11 protein-coding genes are annotated in these 17,023 nt (G+C 66.1%); 6 read left to right on the forward strand and 5 right to left on the reverse strand.

What is annotated here, in order from left to right; all coding sequences use genetic code 11:
* Positions 1 to 4 precede the first annotated feature (4 nt).
* The 4 genes from ASD67_RS20905 to ASD67_RS20920 are packed head-to-tail and all read left to right on the forward strand — an operon-like array spanning position 5 to position 4,885.
* Positions 5 to 1,282, forward strand: coding sequence for a M20/M25/M40 family metallo-hydrolase (locus ASD67_RS20905; RefSeq protein WP_056351188.1), 1,278 nt, complete (start codon positions 5 to 7; stop codon positions 1,280 to 1,282).
* The gene (locus ASD67_RS20910) at positions 1,282 to 2,712 is read left to right on the forward strand and encodes a CapA family protein (RefSeq protein ID WP_056351190.1); all 1,431 of its coding nucleotides are present in this window, start codon (positions 1,282 to 1,284) and stop codon (positions 2,710 to 2,712) included. Before ASD67_RS20905 ends, ASD67_RS20910 begins: the two co-directional genes overlap by 1 nt.
* Before the next feature lie 34 nt (positions 2,713 to 2,746).
* Positions 2,747 to 3,877 carry a DSD1 family PLP-dependent enzyme gene (locus ASD67_RS20915; protein WP_056351192.1) on the forward strand — a complete coding sequence of 377 codons (1,131 nt, stop codon included), beginning with the start codon at positions 2,747 to 2,749 and terminating at the stop codon, positions 3,875 to 3,877.
* Between the two features lie 9 nt (positions 3,878 to 3,886).
* A complete protein-coding gene (locus tag ASD67_RS20920; RefSeq protein ID WP_056351194.1) occupies positions 3,887 to 4,885 on the forward strand; it encodes a threonine ammonia-lyase in 999 nt (332 codons plus the stop codon).
* Positions 4,886 to 5,083: 198 nt separating this feature from the next.
* Here the strand turns inward: ASD67_RS20920 and ASD67_RS20925 are convergent, their stop codons facing one another.
* The 5 genes from ASD67_RS20925 to ASD67_RS20945 are packed head-to-tail and all read right to left on the reverse strand — an operon-like array spanning position 5,084 to position 11,969.
* Positions 5,084 to 6,517: an aldehyde dehydrogenase family protein gene (locus ASD67_RS20925; protein WP_056351196.1), complete on the reverse strand. Its 1,434-nt coding sequence runs from the start codon at positions 6,515 to 6,517 to the stop codon at positions 5,084 to 5,086.
* A 12-nt stretch (positions 6,518 to 6,529) separates the two neighbouring features.
* Complete coding sequence (locus ASD67_RS20930) at positions 6,530 to 7,642, reverse strand: NAD(P)-dependent alcohol dehydrogenase (RefSeq protein ID WP_056352275.1); 1,113 nt, start codon at positions 7,640 to 7,642, stop codon at positions 6,530 to 6,532.
* Positions 7,643 to 7,654: 12 nt separating this feature from the next.
* Positions 7,655 to 8,539 (reverse strand): helix-turn-helix domain-containing protein, encoded by an 885-nt coding sequence (locus ASD67_RS20935; protein ID WP_056351198.1) that lies wholly within the window; start codon positions 8,537 to 8,539, stop codon positions 7,655 to 7,657.
* The gene (locus ASD67_RS20940; protein ID WP_056351200.1) at positions 8,536 to 9,747 is read right to left on the reverse strand and encodes a cytochrome P450; all 1,212 of its coding nucleotides are present in this window, start codon (positions 9,745 to 9,747) and stop codon (positions 8,536 to 8,538) included. The genes ASD67_RS20935 and ASD67_RS20940 overlap by 4 nt, the downstream gene beginning before the upstream one ends.
* A 2-nt stretch (positions 9,748 to 9,749) precedes the next feature.
* Complete coding sequence (locus tag ASD67_RS20945) at positions 9,750 to 11,969, reverse strand: TonB-dependent receptor (protein WP_056351202.1); 2,220 nt, start codon at positions 11,967 to 11,969, stop codon at positions 9,750 to 9,752.
* A 317-nt stretch (positions 11,970 to 12,286) separates the two neighbouring features.
* Between ASD67_RS20945 and ASD67_RS20950 the strand changes: the two genes are divergently transcribed.
* Positions 12,287 to 15,784, forward strand: coding sequence for an autotransporter domain-containing protein (locus tag ASD67_RS20950; RefSeq protein ID WP_056351204.1), 3,498 nt, complete (start codon positions 12,287 to 12,289; stop codon positions 15,782 to 15,784).
* A gap of 80 nt (positions 15,785 to 15,864) precedes the next feature.
* Positions 15,865 to 16,926, forward strand: coding sequence for a helix-turn-helix transcriptional regulator (locus ASD67_RS20955; protein WP_156377813.1), 1,062 nt, complete (start codon positions 15,865 to 15,867; stop codon positions 16,924 to 16,926).
* Positions 16,927 to 17,023 lie beyond the last annotated feature (97 nt).

Raw genomic sequence — 17,023 nt, forward strand, 5'->3', positions numbered from 1 at the left:
TTTTATGCGTAACATGGTGTTGCTGACCCTGGGCGCGGCCCTGATGGCAGCCTCCCCCGCGCAGGCCGCCCCCAAGGCGAAGCCCGAGGCCGTGCTGAAGACCAAGGGGTATGAATCGGCGATCAAGATCCTCGACCGCGACCATGACCGGATGATCGAAGAGATCATCAAGCTTACGGAAATTCCGGCGCCGCCGTTCAAGGAGGCCGCGCGCGCCGCGGCCTATGCCGAAATGCTGAAGGACGCAGGACTCCAGGATGTGGAGATCGACGAAGAGGGTAATGCGATGGGCGTCTATCGCGGCACCGGCCCCGCCGGCGGCCCGGCGGTGATGATCGTCGCGCACCTCGACACCGTCTTTCCCGAAGGTACGCCGATCAAGGTTCGCCGAGACGGCACCCGCCTCTATGCCCCCGGCATCGGCGACGACACGCGCAGCCTGGCCGTGCTGCTCGCCTATGCGCGCGCGATGAAGGAAAGCGGGATCAAGGTGAAGCAGGACATCATCTTCGTCGGCAATGTCGGCGAGGAAGGGCCGGGCGACCTGCGCGGCGTCCGCTACCTGCTGACCAAGGGCAAGTATAAGGACCGGGTGAAGGCCTTCTTCTCGATGGACGGGACCGATGCGTCGCGGATCGTCAACGGCGGCGTCGGATCGCGGCGCTATCGTATCACCTACAAGGGGCCGGGCGGGCACAGCTATGGCGCGTTCGGACTGGTCAACCCGATGGCGGCGATGAGCCAGACGGTGGTCGACTTCTACAAGATCCCCGTCCCGGCCAAGCCCAAGACCACCTATGCCGCCAGCGTCACCGGCGGCGGCACCTCGGTCAATTCGATCCCGAACGAAGTGTTCATGGAATTCGATATGCGGTCGGAAAACCCCGCTGAACTCGCCAAGCTCGAACAGGCGTTCCTCGCCGTCGTCAAGAACAGCGTCGACGGCGAGAATGCAGCTCGGTCGGTCAAGGAAGGACCGGTTACCGCCGACGTCAAGCTGATCGGCGACCGTCCGGCGGGCGAGACCGCAGCGACGCAGCAGATTGTCCGCAATGCGGATGCGATCATCCGTGCCAAGGGGCTGGATCCGCGACCTTCCTTCTCCTCGACCGACTCGAACATTCCGATGAGCCTCGGCATCCCGGCGGTGACGATCGGGTCGGGCGGACAGGGCGGCCGTGCGCACTCGCTCGATGAATGGATCGACGTCGAAAAGGCCAAGAGCCTGCACGGCGCCACCGTCGGTCTCGGCATCCTGCTCGCCACCGCAGGCGTCCAATAATGGGCACCCGGCCGCGCTTCCTCTCCGCCTCGCGGATCGCCGGGACGGTCGCGGCCGGGTTCGCTCTCGCGCTCGCGCTGACGCTGTCGGCACAGGAAAGGCTCGAAACGGCGCCGGTGCCGACGGTGCCGATCGCCGACGGCTTCACCATTGCGGGCGCGGGAGACCTCATCTACCTGCGCCCGATGTTGCCGACGATCGAAGCGCGCAGTCCCGATCTGCTGCGCCTGCTGCGCGGTGCCGACGTCACCTTCGGCAATTTCGAGACGAGCGTCATCGACCTGACCGATACCAGGGCGGTGCCGCAGGCGGAATCGGGCGGCACCTGGATGCACGCCGATCCCGGCGTTCCCGCCGATGTGCGCGCCATGGGCTTCACCATCGTCAGCCATGCCAACAATCATGCCACCGACTGGGGCGTCGAGGGGATGGACGAGACGGGGCGCCAGCTGACCGCGGCGAAGCTGGTCTGGGGCGGAACCGGCAAGACGATGGCGGCAGCGCGCGCACCGCGCTACCTCGACACTGCCAAGGGCCGTGTCGCCATCGTCTCGGCCACTTCGACCTTCACGCCGATGTCGGTCGCTGCCAATCCGGTCGGCAGCGTTCCCGGCAGACCCGGGGTCAACAGCCTGCGCACGCGCCGCTCGACGGTCGTGTCGGCCGGCGAACTGGAGATGCTGGCGGGCCTCGCCGCGCGCTCCGAACTGCGCAGTGACGGGCGCAAGGACGACGGCGTCATGTTGATGGGCAGCCACTACAAGGCCGGTCCGCCACGCGAGGGGAAGCTGGCCTTCAGCTATCGCGTCAACCAGCGCGATGTCGACGAGAATCTGCTGTCGGTCCGGCAGGCGAAACAGAACGGCAATTTCGTCATCTTCTCGGTCCATAATCACGAACCGTCGAACGCTTCGCAGGAACCGGCGGATTTCGCGATCCAGCTTGCGCATGATGTGATCGACGCGGGCGCCGACGTCTATATGGGCCACGGCCCGCATCAGCTTCGCGGCATCGAAATCTACAAAGGGCGGCCGATATTCTATTCGCTCGGTAACTTTGCGATGATGAACAATTCGCTCGACGAAATTCCCGACGACATGTTCCAGCAATATGGCGTCGCGCCCGGCGCGGCGACGGTTCCCGAATTGTTGCAAGCCCGCAACACGCGATCTTTCTCGGACCCCAATCTGTATGAATCGGTGATCGCGACCAGCCGCTACGTCGGCGGGCAGGTCGTCGAAATCAGGCTTTACCCGATCGATCTGGGCGTCGACGTGCGCGGCGCGGGCAAGGGCGTTCCTGCAATGGCATCGCCCGCGCGGGCACAGGCGATCCTCGAGCGGCTACAGCGGCTGTCGGCGCCGTTCGGAACGACGATCAGCATCGAAAAAAATGTCGGAATCATCCGGCCGGTCGAGGGGCGCCGATAGCCATCGACGGCGACACATTCAGGTGCAGGATATCATGACACTTCAGGACTTGCAGACACCCTGCCTCCTTCTCGACGAAGCGAAGCTGCGGCGTAATGTTGCCGGGATGCAGGACCATCTCGCGCGGCTGGGGGTGGCCTTCCGTCCGCATCTGAAGACCGCCAAATCGCGCGACGTCGCGCGGGTCGCGATGACGTCATCGACGGGACCCGCGATGGTCTCGACGCTGCGCGAGGCCGAATATTTCGCCGAAGGCGGCGTGACGGACATGATCTATGGCGTCGGGATCGCGCCCGCCAAGCTTGGGCGTGTCACGGCGATCCGCGGCAGGGGAGTGGATCTGGCGGTCATTCTGGACAGCATCGACCAGGCGGAGGCTGTCGTCCGCCATGCGCGCGCCAGCGGAGACCGAATTCCCGCACTGATCGAGATCGACGGCGACGGCCACCGATCGGGCGTTGCGCCCGGCGATGCCGCGACGCTCGTCGAAATCGGGCGCGCGCTGACGGATGGCGCCGAATTGCGCGGCGTCCTCATCCACGCGGGCGGCAGCTATGTCCTCGATGACCCCGATACGCTCGCGGCCGCGGCCGAAGCCGAGCGCTTCGCGGCGGTTTCCGCCGCCGATATCTTGCGCGCTGTCGGCCTGCCTTGCCCGGTGGTCAGTGTCGGCTCGACGCCGACCGCGCGTTTCGCCCGCGATCTCGCTGGCGTGACCGAAGTGCGGGCCGGCGTGTTCATGTTCGGCGATCTTTATCAGGCCGGCGTCGGCTCGGTCGGCATCGACGACATCGCTTTGTCGGTGCTCTGCAGCGTGATCGGACATCAACCTGCGAAGGGCCGGATTCTCGTCGATGCTGGTTGGATGGCGATGTCGCGCGACCGCGGGACGTCAGGCCAGGCTATCGACCAGGGCTATGGTCTGGTGTGCGACTTCGCCGGGCGCGTCTTTGACGACCTGATCATGATCGACGCCAATCAGGAGCATGGCGTCATCGCCCTGCGTCCGGGATCGACGGCCGTATTGCCCGACCTTCCGGTCGGTGCGCAGCTCCGCATCCTGCCGAACCATGCATGCGCGACCGGGGCGCAATATGATCGCTATCATGTGCTGGACGGCGACGGTCAGGTGACCGCGATCTGGCCCCGGATCAACGGCTGGTAGGAACAGGATATGACCGATCGCCAGCTTGCCATTTCCGCCGCAGATGTCCGCGCGGCGGCTCTGCTGATCGCGGGCAAGGTGGTGCGCACGCCCTTGCTGGAATTTCCGTCGCTGAACGAGCGCGCCGGACGCCGTGTCCTCGTGAAGTTCGAGGGCGCGCAATATACCGGCTCGTTCAAGTTTCGCGGGGCCTATAATCGTTTGGCGCGTTTGACCGGCGAAGAACGAGCGGCCGGCGTTGTCGCCTGGTCTTCGGGCAACCATGCCCAGGGCGTGGCTGCGGCCGCCCGGCTTCTGGGAATAGGGGCCTCGATCGTGATGCCGTCGGATGCTCCGGCCATCAAGGTCAGGAACACCAGGGCCTTCGGCGCCGAGATCATCTTCTATGACCGTGCCACCGAATCTCGGGAGGATATCGCCACAGCGCTCTCGGACGAACGTGGGGCCGTTCTGGTGCCGTCTTACGACGATCCGTTCGTCATGGCGGGGCAGGGCACGATCGGCCTCGAACTGGTCGAGCAGTCGCGGCAGGCCGGAGCGGAACTGTCGCAGGTGCTCGTCGCCTGTGGTGGCGGCGGGCTGGTGGCGGGGATCGCCACGGCCATGAAGGACGCGCTGCCCGATCTCCAGATGTTCAGTGTCGAGCCTTGCGCCTTCGACGACACGGCACGATCGCTCGACAGCGGGCGCCGCGAAACGGTGGCGACGGGAGCTGCATCGATCTGCGACGCATTGCTCGCTCCGACGCCGGGCCGCCTGACATTCCCGGTCAATCGCCGCCTGCTTTCTGGTGGGCGCAGCGTGAGCGATGACGAGGTGAAGGCGACGATGCGCTACGGCTTCGAGGAATTGAAGCTCGTCATGGAACCAGGCGGGGCGGTTGCGCTTGCGGCGCTGCTGCACGGCCGCGCGCCGATGTCCGACTTGCCGGTTGCGGTCGTTGTGTCGGGATCCAATGTCGATCCCGCGCTTTATGCCCATATCCTGGATGAGGGGGCCGGGGCATGAACTCCATGGCGCACCCCCGTGGATGCAGCTTGTCTTGGTAAGCAGCGGCGGGAGATCTGCGAAATTCTATTTCGGGTGCAGGAAGTCGCAATCATGAGGCTGCGGCCAAGACTGCCCAAACGGGCTGTCGCGAACGAAGGTGTCTGCTGACGCGAGCATGGGATACTCCGTGCGCTGCTTCGAAGCCTTGATTCGTGCTTATGCCGGAACGCTGCGGGATTTTCGCCGGACGATCGTCTGGGCGTTGGTATATTCCAGCAGACCCTCCAGCCCGCCCTCGACGCCGACCCCCGACTGTTTCATGCCGCCGAACGCCGCGGTCGGCGACAGATGCTGGGTCTCGTTGACCCACACGGTACCGCTGGCGATGCGCTGGGCGATGGCGAACGCCTTGTCCTCGTCATGGCCCCACACCGATCCGCCGAGGCCGTAATCACTCGCATTGGCGCGCGCGACGACATCATCATAATCGTCGAATTTGATCAGCGGCAGCACCGGGCCGAACTGCTCTTCCTGGACGATCCGGCTGTCCTCCGGGGGGTTGTCGAGGATGGTAACCGGGATGAAATAGCCGGGCACCTCGGCCGCCTCGCCGCCAACGAGGAACTTGTAGCCTTTATCCTTCGCGTCCGCGATCAGGTCGAGCACGCGGCGGTATTGCGGTTCGTTGTTGATCGGGCCGATCTGGGTGCCCTGTTCGGACCCGTCGCCGACCTTCACCGTCTTTGCATAGGCGACGAGCGCGTCGCGGAGCGGTTCGTAGATATCCTTGTGCACATACATGCGCTTGGTCGCGATGCAGATTTGGCCATTGTTACGGAACGCCGCCCAGAACAACTCCTCGGCGACCTTTTCGACGTCGATATCGGGCATGACGATCGCGGCGTCGTTTCCGCCGAGTTCGAGCGTCACGCGCTTGAGCGTCGGCGCCGCCGATTCCATCACGCGGCGCCCGGTCGCGGTCGAGCCGGTGAAGCTGATCTTGTCGAAGCCCGGATGGCTCGTCATCCACGGGCCGAGCGCGTCGCCGCCGGTGACGATGTTGAGCACGCCGGGGGGCAGGATGTCCTTGACCAGTTCGCCGAATTTCAGCGTCGCGAGCGGGGTGAAGGGCGAGGGCTTGAGGACCATCGTATTGCCCGCGAGCAGGGCCGGTCCGACCTTGAACATTGCGAGGATCATCGGGAAATTCCACGGCGCGATCGCGCCGACGACACCGAGCGGGACATGGCGCGTCTCGCTGTAGCGCTCGTCGCTGTCTTCGTTGACCGTCACCGGCAGGTCGAGCGATGCCGCACCCATCAACCAGTAACCGGCACCCATGATTTCGCCTTCGGCCTCGTTGTGCGGCTTGCCCTGTTCGGCGGTGAGCAGGCGTTTGAAGGCGTCGATGTTCGCGAGCACCGCCTGTCCCATCGCGTTGAGCGCTGCCTTGCGTTCGGCGATCGGCGTCGCGGCCCAGCCGGGGTACGCAGCGCGCGCGGCGTCGATGGCGCGGTCGAGGTCGTCAGTGCTCGCATCGGGTACACTGCCGATCACCTGTTCGGTTGCGGGGTTGATGACATCGAAGCGGGCGCCGCCGGCTTCGAGCTTGCCACCGATCAGCATCGCATAGTCGCGGTCGAAATCCATATCGGGTCTCCTTCAGGGGATCAGCACGACCTTGATGCACTCGCCGCGCGCTTGCGCCGCGAGCGCCTCGTTGATCTCGGCCAGCGGGAAGGTCTTGATCAGTCGGTCGAAGGGAAAGCGCCCCGCTGCATGATGCGCGATCAGTTCGGGGATGAAGGTCTGCGGGTCGCTGTCGCCCTCGATGATCCCGATGATGCGGTGGCCGGGGGTCATCAGCGCGGCGATATTGACGCTGATCGCCGCGTCGGCCTTCGACGGCACACCGACGAGGCCGATCGCGCCATGGCTGCCGAGGGCGGCGAGGCCGGCTTCGATGACGGGAACGACGCCGCTGGTGTCGAAGGCGAAGTCGAGCCCGGCGGGGACGATCGCGCGCAAGGCTTCGACAAGATCGCCCGCTTCGGTCGGGTCGATGACATGCGTTGCGCCAAGATCCTGCGCGATGGCGCGCCGTGCCGCGATCGGCTCGACGAGGATGATCGTAGAACAGCCCTGGATCACCGCTCCCATCACCGCGGCAAGGCCGACCGGGCCGCCACCGAAGATCGCGATGCTCGATCCCGCGGGGCAGTCGAGCGAGTTCATCACCCCGCCGGCGCCGGTCTGAAAACCGCAGCCGAGCGGGCCGAGCAGCTCGAGTGCAACCTTCGACGTGTCGACCTTCACCACATTGCGCGCGCGGGTGACGGTGAGCGCCGAGAAGGACGACTGGCCGAAGAAGTGTGAGGTCACCCGTTCCTCGCCCTTTGCATAGGCGGTCGAGCCGTCGTCGAGGCGCATGCCGGCATAGTTCAGCGGCACGAAGCTCTGGCAATAGCTCGGCAGATGTTCGGCGCAGCGCGGGCAGGCGCCGCAGCTCGAAAAGCCGACGACAACCTCGTCGCCGACGGCAATGCCCTCGACGCCTTCGCCGATCGCCTCGATCACGCCCGCGCCTTCATGGCCGAGGACGCCGGGCAATGCGAAGGGCGCGAACTGGTCACGGAAGATCAGGTCGGTGTGGCAAAGGCCGACACCGGCAATGCGGACGCGGACCTCGCCCGCGCGGGGCGCTTCGACCTCGATGGCTTCGATCGAGAAGGGGCCGCCGGGTTCGCGCACCACGGCCGCTTGCGCCTGTGTCATCATCGTCTCCGTCTAGTCGAGTCGCCGCGCTTCCTGCTGGCGATAGTCGCTGGGCGCCATGCCGAACCAGGCGCGAAAGGCGCGGCTGAAATGGCTCTGGCTGGTGAACCCGGTCGCCTCCGACAGGGCGGCGAGGCTGAGGTCGGTCTGGACGAGCATCTGTTGCGCACGATCGAGCCGCGCCTTCATCACATATTGGTGCGGCGAGATGCCCGTCGCCTTTTTGAACAGGCGGCAGAAGTGCGACGGCGTGACCCCGGCGACGGCCGCCATCGCCTCGAGGCTATGCTCCTCGGCCGGGTTGGCGAGCACCGCGTTCATGATCTTGTGGAGCCGATAGGCCGAGAAATCGGACACCGGAATCTCGGTCGGGTTGCCGTGTGCGGGCGGGCCCGAGAGGATGTGCGCCTTGAGCGCATTCACCATCGCCGCGACATAGGCGGTGCGCTCGTCCGCCTGCGGCGCATAGAGTTCGGACAAGATCTGGCGGGTCAGTGCGACCCCGAGCGGGTCGGCGAAAGCGAAGCGCAGCTTGTTGAACTGGTCGGCATAGGGCTGACCCGCGAGGACATCGGACGACATCGACAGCGTCACGACGTCGAGTTCGCCATCGACCAGCCAGCCGGTCGGCATGCCCGCCGGAACGATCGTTGCGCAGCCGGGGATCGAGCTCGAGGTGGTCCAGCCGTCGCGGTCCCATGTCTTGACCTGCGGCTTGCCCGCGACATGCACGGTAAAGATCGGCTGGGGCAACGCGGGCAGGGTGTAGCTGCCGACAAACTGGCGCCAGCGACAAAGCGACCAGCCATCGCCGATCGACCCCATCTCGACGTCGGGCGCGCGGCCGAGAACGTCGCAGATGATGTCCTTATTGTCCCAGACGCTCTCGTGTTTCACGCTGTCAGCCTGACCTCGAGCCGCTTGAAGCCGTTGATGAAGTTCGACCGCACCCGGCTCGGCTCTCCGATGATCTCTATTCGCCGAACATGGCGCGCCATCGTGGCAAAGGCGAGTCGCAATTGCATCTCGGCCAGCCGCGAGCCGACACAGACGTGCGTGCCCGCGCCGAACGCGAGATGCTGGCGGATCGGGCGTGTGATGTCGAAGGCGTCTGGATCGGCGAAGATCGACGGATCGCGATTGCCGCTGGGGTAGAAGACGACAACCTTTTCGCCCTTGCGGATCGCCTGCCCGCCAAGCTCGGTATCGCGCGTCGCGGTGCGGCGCATGTGGATGACCGGACTCGCGTAGCGGACCATTTCCTTGACCGCATTCGGCAGCAGGCCGGAGTCGGCGCGGATCGCATCCCACTGATCGGGATTGTTGGCAAAAGCGATCAGGCTGTGGTTGATCGAATTGCGCGTCGTTTCGTTGCCGCCGACGAGCGCGAGGATCAGGTTGCCGACGAAGTCGCCGAGCGGGACGGGTTCGCCGTGGATTTCGGTATTTGCCAGCAGCGATGCGATGTCGGGGCCGGGGTGGGCGCGGCGCTCCTCGAACAAGGCGGTGGCGAAACCGATAAACTCGCCCATCACCGCCTGCATGGCTTCGGGCGACTGGCGGAAATCGGGGTCGTCCTCGCCGACGAAGGCGTCGGTCCAGCGGTGGAGGTCGTGCCAGGTCTCGGCGGGCACCCCGAGCAACTCGGCGAGCGTGAGCAGCGGCAGCGGCACGGTGAGGAGCGGCAATATGTCGATGGCCTCACCCAGCGGTACCTCGGCGAACAATCGCTCGACCCGTTCGGCGATCCGCGCCTCGATCCCTTCGAGCCGCCCCGGCGACAGCGCGGGCATCACGAACTTGCGATACTGCGTGTGCGTCGGCGGGTCGCGCGAGATGAAGGGGATGCCGATCGCCGATTCCCCGGCGCCGGTCAGCCCGACCTCATTCTCGTTGAAGATGCGGTGCCCGCCATTCTCGTGCGCCGAAGAAAAGAGATCGGCTTGCCGCGACACCGTGACGATATCGTCGAACCCCAGCACCGCCCAGAATCCCGCGCCGTCGCTCTCGGGATTCCAGTGGACCGAGCCCGCTTCGCGCAGCGCCGCGAGCTCGGCATAGGGCATGCCGCCGACGTAAAGATCGGGGTCCTTGAGGTCGGTCATCGTCAGAAGCTGTAGCGGAGGCTGACGCCGTAAGTGCGCGGCGCGCTCGGTACGAGGAAGTTATAGGGGAAGCCCGCGCCGCGCAGGTCGAGGCCATAGCCATAGGTCTTGCGCTCGAAGATGTTGTTCGCGAAAGCGCGGATCGTCAGCGCGTCGCTGCTCCAGCTGAGCGATGCATTGACCTTGGCATTCGCGCCTTGCTGGAGTTCACTGTTCACCTGCGGCGTGCCGGGCGCGTCGATTTCGTTGAACGGCGAGAAATATTGGCGGCTCGAATAGGCGATATTCGGCGCGAACGTGATCGTGCCGCCCGCGACCTCCACGACGTCCCATTCGACGCCGAGCTGCGCGGTGAGCTTGGGCGCGAAGGGTAACTCATTGCCCGACAGGTCCGCACCCTGCAGCGTCAGCTCCTTATATTTCGAGTGCAGCCAGCCGAGCGACGCATCGATGCGGAAGCCATCGACCGGGCGCAGCGTCGTTTCGACCTCGAAGCCATAGACCTCCGACGACGGAGCGTTGACGAGGAAGGAGACCGGGCCGGCGCGCGTGTCCTGCAATTGCTGGTTCGAATAATCATAATAGAAGGCCGAGGCGGCGTAGGTCAGCAGGCGGCCGCCGGCGCGGCCCTTGATCCCGATTTCATAAGCGTTGACGCGCTCGGGCTCGATATAGCCGATCCCCGCCGACGAGGTGTAGCCGCCGCCGTTGACCGCACCCGCGCGATAGCCGCGGTTATAGCTCGCATAGACCAGCGGGCCGTCGTCGAAGCTATAGCTGAGCGCGATGCGCCCGGTCAGCGCATTGTTCGTGTCGGCGAGCGCGAAGCGCGCATCGGGATCATAGGCACAGGTGCCCGCGACGCCGGCACAGGGGACGGTCGTCGCGATCGGGGTCTGCGGATCGTCGACCCCGCCGACGAACAGGTAAGCGAAGGCGTCGTCGTAGCGCGACTTGTCCTTGGTATAGCGCGCGCCGACCGTCAGCACGAGGCGGTCGGCGAGGTCGATGTCGGCCTGGCCGAACACCGCATAGCTTTTGCGGACCTGCCGGTAATGCTGGAAGAAGCCGCCCGCCGGGGGCAACGGCAGGTTGAATGTGTTGTCGGTGATATTGCGGTCCCAGCCGTAAAAGAGCCCGCCGACGAAATTGATCCCGTCGCCTTCATAGTTGGCGCGCAGTTCCTGGCTGAACTGCCGGTAACGCGAGCGCCAGTTGATATCGAGGATGTCGAGCGGCGATCCGTCGGCCGCTTGCTGCAGATCCTGCTTGCCGCCGTCGTAGCTGGTAATCGAGGTCAGGCTTAGCGTGTCGCTGAGTTCGAGCGCGATATTCGCCGAGAAGCCCCAGGCGTCGGTGTTGTTGTCGCCGATGCGGTTCTCGTTGGTCTGAAAGAAGCCGAGCCCGGTGCGGAAGGGCTGAAGCCCATGTACGGCGGCCTGCGTGCCGCGGTCGCGGCCGGCATAGGCGCGCAGCACGATGTCCAGCGTCTCGGTGGGTTTGACGCGCAGCGATGCGCGACCCTGCAGCGTGTCGACCGAGGCGGCATCGCGCCCGCCGGGGAAGACATTCCTGATCTGCCCGTCGCCCTTGGCGTAGTTCACCGCGAGCCGCAGTCCGGCGACATCCTCGGCCAGCGTCGCCTCGGCGGCGCCCTGTGCGGTGAAGGTGTCGAAATTGGCGTAGCCGACTTGCAGATAGCCGTTGGTGCCTGACAGGTCCGGTTTCTTGGTGATGAAGTTGATCGCGCCGCCGGTGGTATTGCGCCCGAACAGCGTCCCCTGCGGTCCGCGCAGCACCTCGATGCGGTCGAGGTCGAACAGGCCCATGCCGTGGCTGGTACGCGGCGCCAGATAGACGTCGTCCAGATAGACGCCGACCGGCGAGGCCTGGTTGCTGTTATATTCGTTCGCAACCCCGATCCCGCGCAGCGAGAAGTTCGGCTGGGTGTTGCCATAGGGGCTGTTGATCTGGAGATTGGGAACCGCGCTGCCGAGCTGCGCCGAATTGGTGATGCCGCGGTCGGCGAGCGTATCGCCGCCGAGTGCGGTGACCGCGAGCGGCACGTCGAGCAACGATTGTTCGCGGCGTTGGGCGGTGACGACGATATCGCCGTCGCTCGCCGTCTCTTCGGCGGGCGGCGCGTCCTGCGCCATTGCGAATGTCGATGTCGAAACCGCGAGCGCCGCCATCAGGGTGCGCGTCAGTGCGATGCGTGCCATTGTCCTTACTCCCTTGTGCATCGGGGCTATTGTGAGCCTCCATTGCGATCAGGATTAGGCCACCGGGCCGGCCTTGGCTTTAGCGCGACTTGCAACCGGTTTTGACATTTCTTGCGCTGGACGGCGGCGTGCTTGCCGGGTTCTGGCGCAATCACGGGTCGGCGAAGGGGGCGTCGCAACAAGTCTCCGCGCGTTGCAACAAGTTGCAACTTGGTCCTCGGTACCGCGAGGCGGCAGAGAATTTCCCGATCGGACGGGATTTCACACGAACCCCAAGACCGGTCAGTCCTGACTTTCAGCCTTGGGGTTTCCGTCCGATGACCATCACCAATTTCTCCACCGCTCGCCGGCGCAGCCAGATGCGCGCCGCGCTCCTGTCCGCCACCGCGGGCTTCGCGGCGTTGAACGCGTCGCCCGCATGGGCCGAATGCGTCGTCCAGCCGGGCGGCACCGCGGTCTGTTCGGGTGAGAATACCAACGAGCAGAGCGTCGGAAACGGCGGGACGATCACCGTTACCACCGCGCCCGGTTTTGAGATCGACAGCCCTGGCAACGGCCTCGTCATTTCCGGTCCGGGATCGCTCACTTATAACGATGCCAATGCCTCGACCATCATCGGCCGCGGACGCGACGGGATTGCGGTCGGCAATGGCGGCGGCGCCTCGCGCATCGAAATCCGCACCGCTGGCGACGTGACAGGCGGCGGACGCGCGGGGATCATCACCAACAACGCGGGCACCGGCGGGGTGCTGGTCGAGGCGACGGGCACGGTGACGGGTGCGACCACCGGCATCACCGTCGTAGCGCTGCCCGGCAGCAATGGCGACATCGACGTCCTCTCGAACAATGCCGCAGGCGGCAACTCGGGCATCGGGGTCGAGAACCGGGGCGGCAGCGGCGCGATCCGCATCACCTCGACGGGCACGGCGAGCGCGACCGGCAGCGAGGGCTTCGCGATCGTCGGCTTTCACAGCGTGCAGGGCGCGGGCAGCGACGTCGTCATCGAGGCGAACAATGTCGGCGGTGTGGGCGGCGGTATCAACGTCAACAATTTCGGCACCGGATCGACGAGCATCACGGTCAACGGCACGCTCGACGTGACCGGTCGGCAGGGTATCACGCTCGGCAATAGCGCTTCGGCGAAGGACATCGTCGTCACCACGCGCGGCGCCGTGACTTCGGGCGCGACCGCCATCGCGATCAGCAATCAGGGGAGCGGACGTACGGTCGTCACGGCGCAAGGCCAGTTGCTGAGCAACAATGTTCGCCCGCAGGACGCCGAGGTCAGCGGCAACGGCATGAACATCACCACCGGCGGCAGCGCCGGCGACGTGATCGCAAATGTGGCGGGAGTAGAGGGTCGCGCGGGCATATTGATCCGCAACGGCGGGATCGGCTCGACGTCGCTGACCGCAACCGGGCTGGTACGCGGGCGCGAGGGACGCGGCGTGGAAATCACCGCCGCGGCGTCGGCGGGCGACATCGTGGTTCAGCTTGCCGCGGTCGAGGGGGCGACCGACGGCATCTTCATCAACCCGCCGGGCGATGGCGACGTCGACCTGACGGTGACCGGGCCGGTGGTTGCCGGGCGCGACGGGGTGCGCATCGAACGGCCGACGGGAACCACCGGCGACACGCGCGTCGTGGTTGGTGATGTCACCGGCGCGCAAAGCGGCGTCGTCTTGCTGACGCAGGGGACCGGTACAACCAGCCTCGTATCGACCGGCACGCTGACCGGCGCCGCTGGCGACGGTCTGTTCGTCAGCGGCTCGGGGCCGATCCTGCTCGACGTCAACAATGCCTCGGGCGACGAATTTGGCGTGTCGATCCTGACGGGAGGCACGGGCGGGGGTGGCGGTGACGGCGGCGGCGGGAGTGTGGGCCTGGTGCGCGCCGCCGACAGCCGTATCGCTGCGATCAACGCGGACGCGGACGGCGGCACGACGCTGATGACCCGCGGCACGGTCGAGGGCGGTATCGCCGCGATCGATGCGGTCACCGAAAGCGGGCTGGCGTTCAGCCTGACCAACGATGGGACGATCCGCAACCGCTCTGGCGCTTCAAGTGACCTTGCGATCCAGGCAGCGGGCGGTCCGGTCGATATTCTCAACAACGGAATTTTGCTCGGCACGATCCGGATCGACGCCGGGATCGTCGCGCCTGAACCCGAGCCCGAGCCGGAACCCGAGGATCCCGGTGAGCAAACCCGTGCCCGTTCGGCGCGCGGCGCCTTCATCATCGCCGAAGTGCCCGATATCGAGGCGAGCCATCGCTTCACCAACGCCGGCAGCTGGAACAGCATCGGCGGGGTCAATGTCTTTGGCGGCGTCGACGATGTGCTGGTCAATGTCGCCGGCGGGCGCCTGATCGGCGGCACCGCGGCGTCGACCGCCGAGACGACCACCTATTCGGGTCTCGAAACGCTGACCAACCAGGGCATCATCACCATGGCCGATGGCGGCATCGGCGATGTCGTCCGGACCAGCGGCGACGCGAGCTTCGCGGCGGGTTCGCTGCTTGCGGTCGATGCCGGCGGTAGCGGATCGGACCGCTTTATCGCGGACGGCGCCACGACCATCGCGGCGGGCGCGCGGCTGCAGGTCAGCAACCCGCAGCCGGCGGTGCTCGGTACGCGATACACGGTGCTTGAATCGGCCGGCGGGGTGACCGGCAGCTTCACCTTCGCTGACCAGTTGCTCTCGAACTTCCTCGGCTATCGCCAGGGCCGCACAGCGACGACGATCTTTGTCGAACTCGCCAAGCTGCGCGCTTTCGCGGCGGCGGGTATCACGCCGAACCAGATCGCGGTCGGCACCGCGCTCGACGGGCAGGCGGCGACCGATCCGCTGGCCGCGGCGACGCTGTTGTTGCCCAGCGATGCGGCGGCGCAGGCGGCGTTCGACGGCCTCTCGGGCGAAATCCACCCGAGCGTCCGTACCGCGATGATCGAGGAAAGCCGCCTGCCGCGTAACGCCGTGCTCGAGCGGCTCGACGGCCGGAACGGCGGGGCCGTGTGGGGGCAGCTGTTCGGCAATTGGGGCGACAGCGACGGCGCCAACGGCACCGCCGACCTCGACCGCGAGACGATCGGCGGCGTGCTTGGCGCGGATTTCGCGGTCAGTGACAGCGCGATGATCGGTGTAGCGGGATCCTATCTCGAAACCGACGTCGATGCCCGTGCGCGCAGCAGCAGCGCCAAGCTCAAGAGCTGGCACGTGCTGGGCTATGCTGGTGTGCAGTTCGGCGGCGCGGCGCTCAAGGTCGGCGGCGGTTATGCCTCGGCCAGCATCGACACCGACCGCGCCGTCGCCTTCCCCGGCATCGGCCAGCGCCTTGTCGCCGGTTATGACGGCTCGGTCGTCCACGGCTTTGCCGACCTCGGCTATCGCCTGCCGCTCGGCGGCGGCCATGTTGAACCCTTTGCCCAGATCGTCGCGGTTCGCGCCGATACCGATGCTTTCGCCGAAACCGGCGGGAGCGCGGCGGTTGCGGGCGCCAAAAGTGACGAGAATGCGACCCTCTCGACGCTTGGCGCCCGCTTCTCGATCGCGACGTCGGGGGTCTTCTCGGTCGGCGGTACGATAGGATGGCAGCACGGCTTCGGCGACCTGACCCCGGCGACCTCGATGCGTTTCGCGACCGGACCCGGCTTCACGGTCATCGGCACGCCGCGCTCGCGCAATGCTGGCGTCGCGACGATCGACGCGCGGCTTCGCCTGAGCGAGGGGGCACTGATCACCGTCAGCTATGACGGTGTGATCGGGTCGGCAGGGCAGGATCACAGCATCAAGGCTGGGCTGCGGATCGCCTTCTGACTCCGGCCCGGTCCCCGTCTGGCGGCGGGGACCGGGTTTGGATTGCGCGAGTCCTTGTGACGCGCCATAGCCAAACCACCGTGTTTCCAGTCGAATCCATCTATGATGCCGCCACCGACGAGCGGATGTTTCCCGACCTGCTGCGGCGGATCGGTGATCATTTTGGCGCGCAGGCGGGGTTCCTCGGCTGGATGGGCGGCACCCGCACCGCGGGTTTCCAGGCCGAATATGGCAACGACCCCGCTTTCCTGAAAAGCTATGTCGAAACCTATGCGGCTCTCGATATCCTGCGCCCGGCGTTGATGGAGACGCCCGAGGGTGAACCGCGACCCGCTTATCCGCTGCTGCAATCGGCCGAGGTACGCGAGAGCCGCTTCTACCGCGAATATATCGCGCCGCAGCACATCGTCGACAATCTCGCGGTCAATCTGATCAAGCGCGACGACATGTTCGCGACGATCGCGATCCTGCGGACCGGCGATGTCGCGCCCTTTTCGCTAGAGGACGTCGCCACCATGCGTGGGCTGGTGCCGCATCTGCGCCGCGCGGTCATCCTGTCGAGCCACCGCATCCGTCAGGCCGACCTGATGGCGGCGTATCGCGAGGCGGCACAGGGTGCGCGCGATGGATTGGTGTTGCTCGGTGACGACGGACAGATTCTCGACCTCGGACCCGAAATCCAACGGATGACCGGCTTCGCGTCGATCGAGGCGGCGCGCCGGTCGGCGTTCGCACGGGCGCTCGCGCGCGCTGCTGACGCAGGAACGCCCATCCTGCGCGAATTCGACTTCGGCAACCGCAAGCTTCGGCTGCTACTCGCTTCGCAGCCACTCTCGCGCAACCGCTACGGCGACGTCAGCGAAGGCGGCGGCGCCGCGCATGCGGTCAGCGTGACCGAAGTCGATCGCCGCTGGGGCTTTGCTTATGGCGCGATGGCGGAGGCGCACGGGCTGACCGGCGGCGAGGCGAGGGTGCTCGAAGATGTGCTGACCAACGGCGAGATGATCGGAACGGCGCAGCGGCTGGGCGTCGCGCGCGCCACCGCACGCAGCCATCTCCACAAAATCTATGCCAAGACTGGGACCTCGGGTTTTCCCGACCTCTGCCTGTTCGCGCACCGCTTCATCGTCGCCGCGCGCTGACATCTAAACAGATGGTGGATGCCGGCCCCGGCCGCGCATGATAGCCCCGCCCGATCCTTGGCGTCCGCCAGCGCAGGAAGGGATGGGTGGCATCATG

The sequence above is a fragment of the Sphingopyxis sp. Root1497 genome (genome assembly GCF_001427085.1).
Taxonomy (GTDB): Bacteria; Pseudomonadota; Alphaproteobacteria; order Sphingomonadales; family Sphingomonadaceae; genus Sphingopyxis.